Source organism: Acidithiobacillus ferriphilus, assembly GCF_028215975.1.
Lineage (GTDB): Bacteria > Pseudomonadota > Gammaproteobacteria > Acidithiobacillales > Acidithiobacillaceae > Acidithiobacillus > Acidithiobacillus ferriphilus.
In genome coordinates, this window is sequence record NZ_CP116458.1 from 2,066,584 (window position 1) to 2,080,990 (window position 14,407).

The following is a 14,407-nucleotide window of genomic DNA, read 5'->3' on the forward strand; positions in this document are numbered from 1 at the left end:
ACTATTCGCAGTAGCTTGTTCTACATTGGTTTTACAATCTGGACCCTGATCTGGGCCTTTTTCAGCCTGACCGTCACCTTGTTGCCGCTGACGGCGAGAGTCTGGACCAGTCGTTTATGGGCACGTACCGGCGTCAGCTGGCTCCACTGGAGTTGTGGCCTGCGTTATCGGGTTTGCGGCCTCGCCAACATTCCCGCCACGCCCTGCGTCATCGTCGCCAACCATCAATCGGCATTGGAGACTCTGCTCCTCTGGTGCATCTTCCCACGACTCTCCTATGTACTGAAAAAGGAACTTCTCCGTATCCCAGTGATTGGCTGGGGCCTGCATCTATCCTGGCCCATTGGTATCGACCGCGACGCCGGCAGGCAGGCCTTGGTGGAAGTAATTGAAGAAGGCAAAATCCGTCTGGCGGCAGGCTTTAATGTAGTGATCTTCCCGGAAGGCACCCGTCACCCCTGTGGCAAGGTTGGCCCTTTCAGCAGCACGGCCGCTGGCCTGGCCATTCGCGCCCAGGTTCCGCTCCTGCCCATCGCCGTGAATAGCGGGTGCTTCTGGCCACGCACAGATTGGCGCAAATGGCCGGGGGTAGTTGAGGTGCAAATCGGCCCCGCACTAGCCCCCGTAGGTAAAGCCGCAGCTCTCAACCAGCAAGCACAAGACTGGATTACAACCGCGGTTGCAGAGATGGGGACAGGGCCTGCTGTAAAAGCGCTTTAACCAAAGTACCGGCGATATCCTGACCCGTGATTCCTTCGATACCTTCCAAGCTGGGGACGGGATTTACTTCCAGTACCAAAGGCCGCTGATTTTCCGCCAGCATGATATCCACCCCGGCAAAACCCAGACCTAGTGAAGCCGCCGACAGGCGGGCAATGGCGGCAAAATCTTCAGGCAAATCCAGCAGCGCCGACGCCCGGCCCCCGCAATGCAGATTGCTGCGAAAATCCTCAGCAGAAGCATCCCTGCGCATGGCCGCAACCACCTCGCCGAAGAGGACGATCATCCGAAAATCATGACGCCCTGGAAGAAAGCGCTGAACCATCGCTTCGTGTTGCAGATGAAGAAAGGTGTCCAGCATTCCCCGTGCCGCTATATCCGTCTCCGCCAGACTAACGCCCACCCCCTGGGAACCACTGAGCAGTTTATGTACCAAGGGCGTACCCACGGCAGACACTGCTAGATCACGCTGCCCCATCTGCGTGAAATAGGCCGTCTTCGGCACCGCAATACCCGCGGCAACCAGGACCTGCAAAGAAGCAAACTTATCACGGGACAACTCCAGCGATTCCGCACTGTTGAGGCAGCAACTGCCTTCCCCCGCAAAAAAACGGAGCAGGCGTGACCCTAAGTGCGTCAGCGGACCGCCTACTCGCGGAATCACTGCGGTGCAGGGCGCCAGGAGAGATGATCTGTAGTAAAGCCGGGCCGCGGTATTATCTAACATCAGTAAGCAATGCTCAGGCTGAAGCAATACGGGTTCTGCGCCCGCCGCGGCAACCGCATCCAGCAGGCGACGGGTCGAGTACAACCCGGTATGGTGCGAGAGAATCGCAATGCGGGGCGGCGCGGGCATGACTTAAGGTATGTCCTCGCGAAAACTCAGCAGTGGCAATTCACCGTGGGCAATGGAGCGCTCAATGAATCCAGCGCGACCGGGTGCGCGCTGTTCCAGTGCCGCCCGCGACAAGGCAGATTCACCGCCGATCGCGGCAAAAAGCACCTCCAGCTCCCAGGGATCCACCCGCAGCGTCCCGAAGGGGTTATCCCGCGTCGCAGGTCGCCAAAACAGGTTCGGCAACCATCCTTTACTGCGCACCGCTGGAGTCAGATACAATGCGCGGCAACGTTCGTCAATCTCCCCAGGTGCCGGAATCTGCGTCTGTCCCAAGCTTCCCATAATATCCCATCCATTTGTTTTCATGTGCATGAGTGCACAGGAAAGCCATCCGAAGGCATAAATACAAAACACCATCCACAACGATAATCATATAGTCATTTACTTGGCAACGGAATTATTGTGGAGCACAATAGTCAACTACTTGGGTACGTGTAGAACATATTCGCAACAAGCGGCTTAACGGCCAAGGAGACCATCATGAGCGACAACAGCACGCAGCAGGGCGTAGCGGGTCACGGCGCCTTTTTTCAGGATACGAATCTTTCGGCGAACGAAGCTGAGGCGGCTACGGCCTGGGTGCGGAATCATGTTGACCGGCGCACGGTGGACCTGGGTGAGCGGCTGGACGACATTCGCGATCACATGTGGGAACTGGAGAAGGAAGGCGAGATCATCGTCCATCGCATCACCGACGATCATAAGGCGGTTGAGGTGGATACGTTGTTTGGCTGGAAAAAACGGGTTCCCACCAACAACCTCTGGCATCACAAAAGCTGTGGTCAGTGCGGCAATATCCCCGGCTACCCCACCAGTCTCATGTGGTTCATGAATCACCTTGGGGTCGATTATCTGGACGAAACCGACCAGACCTCCTGCACCGCCTGGAACTACCACGGTTCCGGCATCGGCAACGTTGAATCTCTCGCCGCCGTTTTCCTGCGCAACTTCCATCAGGCGTACGTCTCCGGCAAGCAGCACGGCTTTGCGAACGGTCACTTCTTCCCTCTGGTTCACTGCGGCACCTCCTTCGGCAATTATAAGGAAATCCGCAAGTATCTGATCGAATCCGCTGAACTGCGCGAAAAGGTCAAGAAGATTCTGGGCAAGCTTGGCCGCCTGGTCGACGGCAAGATCGTCATTCCCGAAGAAGTGGTGCACTACAGTGAATGGCTGCACGTTATGCGTCACCGCATTGCCTCGGAGATGCAGACCATCGACCTGAGCAACCTTCGCGTCACCGTCCATGCCGCCTGTCATTACTACAAGATGGTGCAGGAAGACGCCGTGTACGACAACGCGGTGCTCGGTGGCAATCGCACAGCGGTCGGCACCTCCGTCGCGCAGGCCCTGGGTGCGCAGGTTATCGACTACTCCACCTGGTACGACTGCTGTGGCTTTGGTTTTCGCCACATCATTTCCGAGCGTGAGTTCACCCGCAGCTTCTCCATGAATCGCAAGATCAAGGTGGCCCGGGAAGAAGCCAAGGCCGACGTCATGATCGGCATCGACACCGGTTGCATCACCACGCTGGACAAGAACCAGTGGATCGGCAAGGCGCACGACATGAATTACTCCATGCCGATCATCGCCGACGTGCAACTCGCGGCTCTGGCCTGTGGCGCCGATCCCTTCAAGATCGTCCAGTTGCAGTGGCACGCTTCACCCTGTGAAGACCTGGTCGAAAAAATGGGCATCAGTTGGGATAAGGCCAAGGCCGATTTCCAGGAATATCTCAAACAGGTGGAACAGGGTAATGTGGAGTACCTCTACAACCCCGAACTCGCCATTAATCAAAATATTAATATGCAGAAAGCTTCCGCCTGATTCAGACTGATGCGCAAAATAACTCCGCCTAGTGCGGAGTTATTTATTTCCCCATGAATCTATCCGGGCATGAAATACTTCAATCCACAAAAACCTCCCCTTCCGACACATTTTTCGAGTATGCTTAGGCACACTCGTCAATACAGGCGATGTCTTTATCCGTTTAAACAGGAGGATGACGGTGGACCCCAAAGCCCTCAATGCCCGTTGTGTAGAACTCTTTCAGAATCCCAATGTGCGCCTGCGCCTGTGGAATGCGCGGATGTTCTGGCAGGTTGGCAACCAGATGAATGTCGCCCCGACCGCGCTCACCGATCCCAAGGTAGACACCTGTGAACTGGAAGTCATGCTCAGCGCCGCCGCGTTGACGGATTCCCAGTGCGCCGCTGAACTGGACAAGCGCGAGCCTGGCCGCGCCGCCTTCATCCAGCGCCAGATTCGGGAAGGTATGCGTCCCCTCCTGCGCCCGGTCCATCAGGCTTAAGGCGGCGCCCCACTTCGCAGCTGGGGAGCAGAACCTGAACATGCTGCTCCCAAAGCACGGCATCAAGCCAAAAGTGCATTAATCTGCCGGGCACAGATAAAATCATTAGCTGTCAGCCCATCTATGGCATGGGTGCTATAGCGCACCACACAACGTCCATAACCGATTTCCATATCAGGATGGTGATCTTCCCGGTTGGCAATCCAGGCCACAGCATTTACAAAGGCCATGGTTTCGTAAAAGTTTTTAAAATGGCAATCTCGGCGTAGCGTATGGCCATCAAGCCGCCAGCCGGATAAATCCTGTAATCCCGCCTGAATGGCCGCCGCCGACAACCCTGCCATCCCGCCTTCACAGGGTTGGCAACCCCCTCTACGCAAATCGCTCTCCATTTTTTCCTCCTCTTTTTGGCAAAATCGGTGCAAAGCGCTATCCTTACCATCCGGTAAGTGATTCATCAGGGAACCGCCCCATGTCCAAAAAGCCCGCCGCCCCGCTACAAACGCCCGATGGCAGCCAGCATATCCTGCTGCATTCCTGCTGTGCGCCCTGTGCCGGACCTATCATGGATGATATCCGCGCGGCAAACATCGGGTTTACCGTACTCTTCTACAATCCCAACATCCATCCCCAGGCCGAGTATGAGCTGCGTAAGGCAGAAAATATCCGCTACGCTGAGCAACTTGGGGTGCCCTTTATTGACCTCGACTACGATAAGGACAACTGGTTTTCCCGGGTGAGAGGGCTGGAGTGGGAGCCGGAGCGTGGTAAACGCTGCACCGCCTGCTTCGATATGCGCTTTGAGCGCTCCGCCCTGTACGCTGTTGAACATGGCTTCAGTATTTTCTCCAGCACCCTCGGGATTTCCCGTTGGAAGGACATGCAGCAGATTAATGGTTGTGGACACCGGGCCGCCGCGCGCCATGCGGGCTTGGAATACTGGGACCATAATTGGCGCAAGGACGGCGGCAGCGCGCGGATGATCGACATTGCCAAACGTGAACAGTTTTATCAGCAGGAATACTGCGGCTGTGTGTACTCCCTGCGCGACAACAACCAGTACCGGATCAGTCAGGGCCGCGACAAAATCATCCGCGGGGTGAAGTTCTACGGTCGCGACGAACGGATTCATGAGCCAGATGCAGAGGTCGTGGGGACTGTTGGCTTCAAAAGCTCATAGCAGTCGCGCAGTCTCTGCAACGCGCTGCGCCAACCATTGCTCCGCTTGCCAGCCACGCCGCCAATTGCGTTAGGCGCTTGCCGCATTCCCGCCATTTTTACTCACCGCCGCCAGATAGGACCAGGAAAAACCGGGGCCTGGGTCCCATTTACGGCCAGGGGCAATGTCCGAGTGTCCCACCATACGTTCAGGGTTCATACCCGGGAATAGGCCCCGCAAGTCTTTCGCCAATGTCGCCAGACGCTGATACTGGATCGGCATGAATGTAGTACTTTCACTGCCCTCCAACTCGACGCCGACACTATAATCGTTACAGGCTGGGCGGCCCTGCCATACAGACGCTCCGGCATGCCAGGCGCGCTGAAATACACCGACATGCTGCCACAAGGTACCATCCCGTTCGATAAAAAAGTGTGCGGAGACATGCAAGTCGCGCAAAGCGCCATAGTACGGATAGCTATCGAAGTCCAAAGTCCCCATGAAAAAACGCTGCACGTCACCGCTACCAAAACTCTCGGGCGGGAGGCTGATGGCATGCACCACCAGCAGGTCCACCACCGTGCTCACCGGACGTTCGTCGTGGTAGGGCGACGGCGCGCGCTGCGCCTGACGGTGCCAACCCACATCGTCCCAGGTCGTCATGGCATTTCTTCCGGTGGCTGGTCAGCCATCGCTGCCAGCCACCGGTCTAACGCATGCGCCCGCGCTTCCACCTGAATGGGGCGCTGATAATGGCCATCCCGGAAAAGAAAAAGCGCGGGCAGATGATAGACATTCAACTCCCGAGTGATCCCCATATCGATCCCTGCGTCGACCTCCCAGACTTGCAAACCACTGCGGGTAGCCTCGTAATCCGCTAGCAACTTGCGCCAGATCCGGCAGGAATGGCAACCTGCGGAGGTAAAAAAAAGGATGATTAGTCCTTGGGTCGTCGCCATGCGCTGCCAAAAACCCAACTCCGATACCGTTTCCATGAACTTCTCCTCAGAAGTGGAAGTCACGCCCAGCGTCATTGGCGGGCAATGGGGTTGCGGGGAAAGGCCATGTCACCCTAGATCTGCGGATGCCGCCGCTCTTGGGGTTGTTGCAGGCGGTTCAAGGCCGAAAGATAGGCTTTGGCGCTGGCGAGGACGATGTCCGTATCCGCTCCCAGACCATTCACGATGCGTCCGTTCTGCTGCAAACGCACCGTGACCTCCCCTTGGGCGTCGGTACCCGTCGTGATGGCATTGACTGAATACAGTAACAATTGCGCGCCGCTTGCCACCACCGCTTCGATGGCCTTGAAGGCGGCGTCCACTGGTCCTCCACCCATGGCACCGGCGGTCTTGGCCACGCCTTCCACCAAGACCTCCACCTGGGCTTCGGGATGGGTACCCATCTCCGAGCAAACGCGTAGATAACCCAAGCGATAGCGTTCTGCTTGTTCCTCTTGCATATCCTCATTGACCAACGCCTGCAAATCCTCGTCGAAGATTTCGGCTTTGCGATCGGCCAGGTCCTTGAAACGGGCAAAAGCCACGTTCAACGCCTCCCCCTCCAGATGAATACCGAGGGCACCGAGGCGCGCCCGCATGGCCGCTCGACCCGAGAGCTTACCCAGGGTCATACGGTTGGCGGCCCAACCCACATCCTCGGCACGCATGATCTCATAAGTTTCACGATGTTTGAGGACGCCATCCTGATGAATACCTGACTCATGGGCAAAGGCATTAGCACCGACAATGGCCTTGTTGGGTTGCACCGGGAAACCGGTAATGGTGGACACCAATTTGCTGGTAGGTACGATCTGGCTGATGTCGATACGGGTATCACAGGCGAAGACATCAGTCCGGGTCCGCACAGCCATGACAATTTCTTCCAGGGCTGCATTGCCCGCCCGCTCGCCCAATCCGTTAATGGTGCACTCCACCTGACGCGCACCATGCTGCACCGCCGACAGCGAGTTTGCCACCGCCAAACCCAGATCGTTGTGGCAATGGATGGAGAAGATCGCCTGGTCGGCATTGGGCACCCGCGCGCGCAGGTTGGCGATGAGTTGTCCGAAGCGGTCCGGGAGGTTGTAACCCACCGTATCCGGGATATTGATGGTACGCGCTCCGGCGTCGATCACCGCCTCGATAACCCGGCACAGGAAGTCCTCCTCGGAACGCCCGGCATCCTCCGGCGAAAACTCCACATCATCGCAATACCGCCGGGCAAGCTTCACCGCAGCCACCGCCCGATCCAAGACCTCGTCGGGAGACATGCGCAATTTGGCCTGCATGTGTACCGGACTGGTGGCAATGAAGGTGTGGATGCGCCCCGCCGCTGCACCAGCGATGGCCTCCCCGGCGCGGCGGATATCAGCGTCCCGGGCACGGGCCAACGCACAGATACGGCTGTCCTTTACCGCCGCGGCGATGGCCTGCACCGCAAAAAAATCGCCGTTGCTGGCGGCGGGAAAGCCTGCCTCGATGACATCCACGTGCAAACGCTCCAGGGCCTTGGCGATACGCAGTTTTTCATCGCGCGTCATGGCCGCGCCCGGCGACTGTTCGCCGTCGCGCAAGGTAGTGTCGAAAATAATCAAATGTTCTTTGGATAAACTCATGGGTCACCCTTTCCAGATCGTTTGTCGTGATTATATCGCGTTGGCGGGCTTTAAGGCACGGACCGGAGATGGCCGGATGGCTGCAGCGCGCCAAACAGTATGGCGCAATCACCGAGACCGCCCACCTTTCGAGTGATGCCAACATCTTGATCGACCCAGTCACAACGACTACTTGGCATTGGCGCTTGCTGCACCAATAACCCCTGCCAGAAAACAAATCCCGCAGTAGCACCGCCACCACGGGATTAATCTGAGGTTAAGCCTGCATGGCCTCAGATAGAGTCGCGCATGTCTTCCAGCATCTGTTCAATACGCGGCCCAAGGATGACTTCCATCGCGAAACCCATCTTGGTTCCGGGGATTACCAAGGTATTAGAACGAGACATAAAACTACCCGGCAACATTTGCAATAGAGCGGGGAAGTTCGCTTCCTTATGGTCACGAAAGCGGATGACCACCATGCTTTCGTCCGGTGTCGGAATATCGCGGGCAATGAAGGGATTGGACGTATCCACCAGCGGTACACGCTGGAAATTGATGTGGGCACGTGAGAATTGCGGGGTAATGTGGTGAATGTAGTCCGGCATACGACGCAGAATGGTGTCCACAATCGCCTCAGCGGAATAGCCACGCTGGGCATTGTCACGGTGAATCTTCTGAATCCACTCCAGATTGACCACCGGCACCACACCAACTAATAGGTCGACGTAATTAGCCACGTCAACATCATCGGTCTTCACACCACCATGCAGTCCTTCATAAAACAGTAAGTCCGTACCAGATGGCATATCCTGCCAAGGGGTGAACGTACCCGGTGCGCTACCGCGCAGTTCAGCCTCAGACTCGTCGTGAACGTAGTAACGCATCTGCCCATGACCGGTCTCACCATACTCGCGGAATAGCCGCTCCAGCGCTTCGAAATCATTGCCTTCCGGGCCAAAATGGCTAATGGTTTTACCATCAGCCGCCGCCTTGGCGATGGCTTCGCGCATCTCGGTACGGTTGTAACGATGGAAGCTATCACCTTCGATAATGACCGGGTTAATTTTCAAGCGCCTGAAAATGTCATGGAAGGCATGCTTGACGGTGGTGGTACCCGCCCCTGATGAACCAGTCACGGCAACGACGGGATGTTTCTTAGACATGAGAATGTAACCTCTTTAGTGAATAAAATCTGCAGCAGTCCGCTCTACGGACAAAGCACCGTTTTCGGGCAGTTTAGCAAAGGACGCTCGCCGGTCAACATAAAACGCCACCACAGAAGGCCTGTGCAATGGCCTGATGAGATAGATAGCGTCAATGATGACTAGAGACTGAGGTTACGCCAAATCGCTGCCGTCGCTTCAGCCTGATTCAGGGTATAAAAATGCAGGCTCGGTGCCCCCTCCCGCAACAGTAGCCGGCACTGCCGACTCAACAAGTCAATTCCGAATTGATACTGGGATTGTGGATCATCGGCGTAGGCTTCCATCCGTCGTCGCACATACTGTGGAATGTCCGCTCCGCACATGGCAGAAAAACGGGATATTTGCTCAAAGTTAGTGATGGGCATGACGCCGACCACCACCGGTACTTCAACCCCCTGCCGTTGCAACTCATCGCGCAACTGCAGGTAGGCATCGGGATTGAAAAAATACTGGGTGATAATCGCATCCGCCCCGGCCCGCGCCTTGGCCACGAGATATGCCACATCATCACGAGCCGAAGTCGCCCGGGGATGAATCTCCGGATAACCCGCCACATACACGTCAAAACCACCAAAATGACGGATAAATGCAACCAAATCTGCGGCATGCTGAAAGTGGCCGGGATTCTCCATACCTTCCGGTAAATCACCGCGCAGGGCAACGATACGCCGTACGCCCTGCTTCTGGTAATCTTCGAGAATCTCCCGGATCCCCGCTTCCGTAGACCCGATGCACGAGAGATGCGGCACCGCCTCCAGATCATAATCCTGACGGATCATGGTCACGGTAGCAAAGGTCCGCTCGCGGGTGGACCCGCCCGCCCCGAAGGTCACCGAGGCATACTCGGGACCCAAGGGGAGAAGCGCGGTTATCGCCTCCCGCAGACGTTCCTCACCCGCGGCATTTTTGGGGGGAAAGAACTCGACGGAATGTGCCATCAGTAGCGGTACGCATCCGCTTTGAAGGGGCCATCAACGGACACGCCAAGGTACTTGGACTGTGCATCGGTCAGACGGGTCAATACCCCCGCAAAGCCTTCCACCATATAGCGCGCCACTTCTTCATCCAGAGCCTTCGGCAGAACGGTAACGGAGATATGACCGGCCTTCTCCGCGGCAGGCAGATCGGCAAAACGCTCGCCGTACAGATGAATCTGCGCCAGCACCTGGTTGGCGAAAGAACCATCCATGATTCGGCTGGGGTGACCCGTCGCATTGCCCAGGTTCACCAGACGCCCTTCGGAGAGCAGGAGCAGGTAGTCATCACTATCGGGATCAAAGGCTTTACCGGCAGCGGCATCACGATAGACCTTGTGGACCTGCGCCTTCACTTCGTCCCAAGCCCAGGTTTTGCGCATGAAAGCGGTATCGATCTCGTTATCAAAATGACCGATGTTACAGACCACGGCGCCCTTCTTGATGGCCTTGAGCATACCGGCGTCACAGACGTTGAAGTTGCCGGTAGCGGTCACCAGCAAATCCATCTGGCCCAGAAGATCACGATCAACGCTGGCATCCGTACCATCGTTGATGCCGTTTTTATAGGGCGACACGACTTCATAACCGTCCATGCAGGCCTGCATGGCGCAAATGGGATCCACCTCTGAGACGCGGACGATCATCCCTTCCTGGCGCAGGGAGGCCGCCGAGCCCTTGCCCACATCGCCATAGCCCAACACCAGCGCGCGCTTACCGGAGAGCAGATGGTCGGTGGCCCGCTTGATGGCGTCACTCAGCGAGTGACGGCAACCATACTTGTTGTCGTTCTTGCTCTTGGTCACGGAGTCATTGACGTTGATGGCAGGAATTTTCAGATTGCCTTCCTGGGCCATTTCCCAGAGGCGATGCACACCGGTAGTGGTTTCCTCGGAGACACCATGGATACCGGCCAGCAGCTCCGGATATTTCTGGTGCAGCAGGCCGGTGAGGTCTCCGCCATCATCCAGCAGCATGTTCGGGCGCCAACCATCCGGACCGGTGATGGTCTGCTCGACACACCACCAATACTCGTCTTCCGTCTCACCTTTCCAGGCAAAAACCGGAATACCAGCCGCCGCGATGGCCGCCGCCGCCTGATCCTGGGTGGAGAAAATGTTACAGGAGGACCAACGCACTTCCGCACCGAGCGCCACCAGCGTTTCGATCAGCACCGCAGTCTGGATGGTCATGTGGATGCAGCCGGCAATACGCGCGCCCTTGAGGGGCTGCTGCGCCTGATATTTGCGGCGAATGGTCATCAATGCCGGCATTTCTGTTTCGGCGATGCGGGTTTCTTTACGTCCCCAATCAGCAAGGGAAATATCGGCGACTTTGTAATCAGCAGAACTTTTGAGCACAGCATTCATGTAAGTCATTCCTTGAGCATGAAAGCGAGCGCAGTTTTACAGATGGGAAGCATAGGCCGAGCCTGATCGTCGCCTCCGCCGCCTTTCCGGCCGGGAAAGCATCCAGCCGGGACGGCAAAGCGAGGCATGACGACTGCAGCGCCCCTCGACCCGATCTTCCAGCGGGGGGAACCCCCGCCAAGGCATTTTTACCGCAGTCCGGCAGCGTCGCGCAAGGCGGCTGCCTTGTCCGTGCGCTCCCAGGTAAACTCAGGCTCTTCGCGACCAAAGTGACCATAGGCAGCCGTTTTGGCATAGATGGGCCGCAACAGGTCGAGCATCTGGATGATACCTTTGGGACGCAGGTCAAAGTGCTCGCGCACCAGAGCGGCGATCCGGTCGTCGTCAATCACTCCGGTACCGAAAGTATCCACCATCAGGCTCACCGGCTGCGAAACGCCGATGGCATAGGCCACCTGTACTTCGCAACGCCTGGCCAGACCGGCGGCCACGATGTTCTTGGCCACATAGCGTCCGGCGTAGGAAGAGGAACGATCTACCTTGGAAGGATCCTTGCCGGAGAACGCACCGCCGCCATGGCTACCCTGACCGCCGTAGGTGTCCACGATGATTTTGCGCCCGGTCAAACCGCAATCCCCCACGGGTCCGCCGATCACAAAACGGCCGGTAGGGTTGATGAGGTATTTAGTATCCTTATGGATCATCTCAGGAGGCAGGACGGGCTTGATGATTTCCTCGCGCACGGCTTCGACGAGATCTGCATGGCTGATATCCGGGCCATGCTGGGTGGAAAGCACCACGGTATCAATGGCGACTGGGCGACCATCCTCATAGCGTACCGTCACCTGACTCTTGGCATCGGGACGCAGCCAGGACAGGCGACCATCCTTGCGCACCATCGCCTGCCGCTCGGTCAGACGGTGGGCAAAGTAGATGGGCGTCGGCATCAGCACATCCGTCTCGTCACAGGCAAAGCCGAACATCAGGCCTTGGTCACCGGCGCCCTGATCGAGGTCAAGGCCGGCACCTTCGTCCACGCCTTGAGCGATATCAGGGGATTGCTTGTCCAAGGTCTGCACCACCGCGCAGGAGGCCCAGTCGAAACCCATATCCGAGGAGTTATAACCGATCCGGCGCACGGTCTGGCGCGCCACATCCGCATAATCCACCACCGCTGTGGTGGTAATTTCACCCGCGAGCACGATCAGACCCGTAGTAATCAGTGTCTCGGCCGCCACCCGACCACGGGGGTCCTGGGCCAGAATCGCATCAAGAATGGCATCGGAAATCTGATCCGCGACTTTATCGGGGTGACCTTCGGAAACAGATTCAGAGGTGAAAAGATGACTTTTGGACATGCGCTAAGTTCCTCGCTGGCTAGGCCGACTGTCACTGTCGACAGGGACAGTGCGCACTATATCAAAGGGAAGCAGCACAAGCGAAGTGAAACACGCTCACCGCAAAGGCAAAAACTGCTCAAGCGTGATGTGGGGATACGGCTTAAGGATGCGCCGGGCCGACTATCGGAAAAGAAGATTTATTGCCACCACCCCAAAAATAGGAAATACCACCCGTCACCTGTACATCATTGAAGTTCGCACTGCTGGGCGTAGGGGTATTAAAGAGCAACTGATCCTGCACCCCCAGACGCAAACCAATCTGATCATTCAACAGATACTGATATCCCACCCCGAAGACACCCATCAACGAGCCACCTCGTCCAACCCGGCTATTAAACAGGTTGCTGGATGCCCCCAAACCCAGCGAGAGGTAAGGAGTATTAGGACTGTCGAAAGCGTAAAGATTGCCCAGGACCGCCGCACTGTATTGATTGGCGGCGCTAGTATGCGCGGGGCTCTGTAACTGAGCGAAGGCCGCCGCCACCTGCGCCTCAACCCCCACATGGGCATCTACACGCCGCCCCAGGCGCAAGCCAACCACACCAGCATTACCTCCGCCACCCAGTCCGCTGGATGCATCAAAAAAGGTGCTTCCGCCAAAGAGGTTGATGTAGGTCTCATCGTGCGCAGACTGGCCCGCCGCCCAAGCCGGAATGGCGAGGACAAGCCCGGAGAACACCAGTAAAGCGCGCAACCCCCCCTTCATAACTTCATGCACCTCGTATATAGCAGCACTGTGAACTGAAACCTGTTACAATCGTAGCCTGATTTAGATGAATATACCACACCTTTTAGCCAGTTTTGACAAAAAACCAACAAGGAGTTTCCATGTCCACTCTCGTCTGCGGTTCTCTGGCCTTTGATACCATCATGGTTTTTCAGGATCGCTTCAAGGCGCACATTCTGCCCGATCAGGTACACATGCTGAACGTGTCCTTTACCGTCCCGAAAATGCGGCGCGACTTTGGCGGATGTGCTGGCAACATCGCGTACAATCTAAAATTGTTAGGTGGCAACCCGCTGATTGTCGGCACCGCTGGCCAGGACTTCACACCCTACCTCGATCACCTAAATGCACAAGAATTAGACACCAGTCTACTGCGAATTCTCCCGGACCATTACACTGCGCAGGCCTTCATTACCACTGACCTGGACGACAATCAGATCACTGCCTTTCATCCCGGCGCCATGTTTCAGGCCCAGGAAAATCACCTGGCCGGCCGCATTCCCGAGGACGTGCATTGGGCCATTGTTTCACCCGATGGCCTCGGCGCCATGGTGCAGCATTTGGAAGACCTTACGAATGCTGGCATCCCCACGCTGTTTGATCCGGGCCAGGGCTTGCCCCTTTTTGATACCGCAACCCTGACGCATCTGATTGATCGCGCCGACTACCTCACCGTCAATGATTATGAGTGCCAGATGGTACAGGCACGCACGGGTCTCGGTGTCGATGAGATCTGCCAGCGTCTGAAGGCCCTGATTGTCACCCGCGGCGAACATGGCTCGGTGATTTATCATGATGGCGAGGAAACGATCATTCCGGCCGCCAAGCCCAAAGCCGTTTTGGATCCTACCGGATGCGGTGATGCCTATCGCGCAGGGCTGCTATATGGACTGGAGCGCAGCCTCGGCTGGGAAACGATCGGCAAGATCGCCTCGTTGATGGGCGCCTATAAGATTGAAAGTCCGGGCACCCAAAACCACCGCTTTACCTGGCCGGAATTCCAGGCGCGCTATCATGAAAACTTTGGCGAGAATATCGGCTAGATTT

Annotated in this window: 16 protein-coding genes and 1 riboswitch; of the genes, 5 read left to right on the forward strand and 11 right to left on the reverse strand. The window is 56.9% G+C overall.

The genetic code is table 11. The annotated features are described in order from the left end of the window. Positions 1-15: 15 nt before the first annotated feature. Entirely contained in the window at positions 16-720 is a 705-nt protein-coding gene (locus PJU76_RS10370) for a lysophospholipid acyltransferase family protein (protein ID WP_271779475.1), read from the forward strand. Here the strand turns inward: PJU76_RS10370 and PJU76_RS10375 are convergent. Both PJU76_RS10375 and PJU76_RS10380 read right to left on the reverse strand, forming a co-directional pair. Beyond that, on the reverse strand, positions 668-1,576 hold the full coding sequence (locus tag PJU76_RS10375) for an ATP-grasp domain-containing protein (RefSeq protein ID WP_271779476.1): 909 nt from the start codon (positions 1,574-1,576) through the stop codon (positions 668-670). The genes PJU76_RS10370 and PJU76_RS10375 overlap by 53 nt on opposite strands. A gap of 3 nt (positions 1,577-1,579) precedes the next feature. Then, positions 1,580-1,900: a hypothetical protein gene (locus tag PJU76_RS10380; protein WP_215849326.1), complete on the reverse strand. Its 321-nt coding sequence runs from the start codon at positions 1,898-1,900 to the stop codon at positions 1,580-1,582. Positions 1,901-2,098: 198 nt separating this feature from the next. Between PJU76_RS10380 and PJU76_RS10385 the strand changes: the two genes are divergently transcribed. After that, positions 2,099-3,445: a heterodisulfide reductase-related iron-sulfur binding cluster gene (locus PJU76_RS10385; RefSeq protein ID WP_271779477.1), complete on the forward strand. Its 1,347-nt coding sequence runs from the start codon at positions 2,099-2,101 to the stop codon at positions 3,443-3,445. Positions 3,446-3,620: 175 nt separating this feature from the next. Next, the gene (locus tag PJU76_RS10390) at positions 3,621-3,929 is read left to right on the forward strand and encodes a hypothetical protein (protein WP_226839302.1); all 309 of its coding nucleotides are present in this window, start codon (positions 3,621-3,623) and stop codon (positions 3,927-3,929) included. 62 nt (positions 3,930-3,991) lie between these two features. On the opposite strand, the gene PJU76_RS10395 is transcribed toward PJU76_RS10390, so the two are convergent. Further along, positions 3,992-4,321 (reverse strand): 4a-hydroxytetrahydrobiopterin dehydratase, encoded by a 330-nt coding sequence (locus tag PJU76_RS10395; RefSeq protein ID WP_271779478.1) that lies wholly within the window; start codon positions 4,319-4,321, stop codon positions 3,992-3,994. A gap of 80 nt (positions 4,322-4,401) precedes the next feature. Here PJU76_RS10395 and PJU76_RS10400 point away from each other — a divergent pair, with 80 nt between their 5' ends. Next, entirely contained in the window at positions 4,402-5,109 is a 708-nt protein-coding gene (locus PJU76_RS10400; RefSeq protein WP_271779479.1) for an epoxyqueuosine reductase QueH, read from the forward strand. A 69-nt stretch (positions 5,110-5,178) separates the two neighbouring features. On the opposite strand, the gene ampD is transcribed toward PJU76_RS10400, so the two are convergent. The 8 genes from ampD to PJU76_RS10440 form a co-directional block, all read right to left on the reverse strand. Continuing rightward, complete coding sequence (gene ampD / locus PJU76_RS10405; RefSeq protein ID WP_271779480.1) at positions 5,179-5,751, reverse strand: 1,6-anhydro-N-acetylmuramyl-L-alanine amidase AmpD; 573 nt, start codon at positions 5,749-5,751, stop codon at positions 5,179-5,181. Then, positions 5,748-6,083 carry a thioredoxin family protein gene (locus tag PJU76_RS10410; protein WP_271779481.1) on the reverse strand — a complete coding sequence of 112 codons (336 nt, stop codon included), beginning with the start codon at positions 6,081-6,083 and terminating at the stop codon, positions 5,748-5,750. The genes ampD and PJU76_RS10410 overlap by 4 nt, the downstream gene beginning before the upstream one ends. A 77-nt stretch (positions 6,084-6,160) precedes the next feature. After that, positions 6,161-7,702: a 2-isopropylmalate synthase gene (locus PJU76_RS10415; protein WP_271779482.1), complete on the reverse strand. Its 1,542-nt coding sequence runs from the start codon at positions 7,700-7,702 to the stop codon at positions 6,161-6,163. 272 nt (positions 7,703-7,974) lie between these two features. After that, complete coding sequence (locus PJU76_RS10420) at positions 7,975-8,847, reverse strand: phosphoribulokinase (RefSeq protein WP_271779483.1); 873 nt, start codon at positions 8,845-8,847, stop codon at positions 7,975-7,977. Between the two features lie 161 nt (positions 8,848-9,008). Beyond that, a complete protein-coding gene (metF, locus tag PJU76_RS10425; protein ID WP_271779484.1) occupies positions 9,009-9,827 on the reverse strand; it encodes a methylenetetrahydrofolate reductase [NAD(P)H] in 819 nt (272 codons plus the stop codon). Then, complete coding sequence (gene ahcY, locus PJU76_RS10430; protein ID WP_271779485.1) at positions 9,827-11,233, reverse strand: adenosylhomocysteinase; 1,407 nt, start codon at positions 11,231-11,233, stop codon at positions 9,827-9,829. Before ahcY ends, metF begins: the two co-directional genes overlap by 1 nt. A gap of 19 nt (positions 11,234-11,252) precedes the next feature. Beyond that, positions 11,253-11,386: riboswitch (S-adenosyl-L-homocysteine riboswitch) on the reverse strand. A 35-nt stretch (positions 11,387-11,421) separates the two neighbouring features. Further along, a complete protein-coding gene (gene metK / locus PJU76_RS10435; RefSeq protein WP_271779486.1) occupies positions 11,422-12,591 on the reverse strand; it encodes a methionine adenosyltransferase in 1,170 nt (389 codons plus the stop codon). 142 nt (positions 12,592-12,733) lie between these two features. Further along, a complete protein-coding gene (locus PJU76_RS10440; protein ID WP_271779487.1) occupies positions 12,734-13,339 on the reverse strand; it encodes an outer membrane beta-barrel protein in 606 nt (201 codons plus the stop codon). Between the two features lie 122 nt (positions 13,340-13,461). On the opposite strand from PJU76_RS10440, the gene PJU76_RS10445 reads away from it, so the two are divergent. Further along, entirely contained in the window at positions 13,462-14,403 is a 942-nt protein-coding gene (locus PJU76_RS10445) for a carbohydrate kinase family protein (RefSeq protein ID WP_271779488.1), read from the forward strand. Positions 14,404-14,407 lie beyond the last annotated feature (4 nt).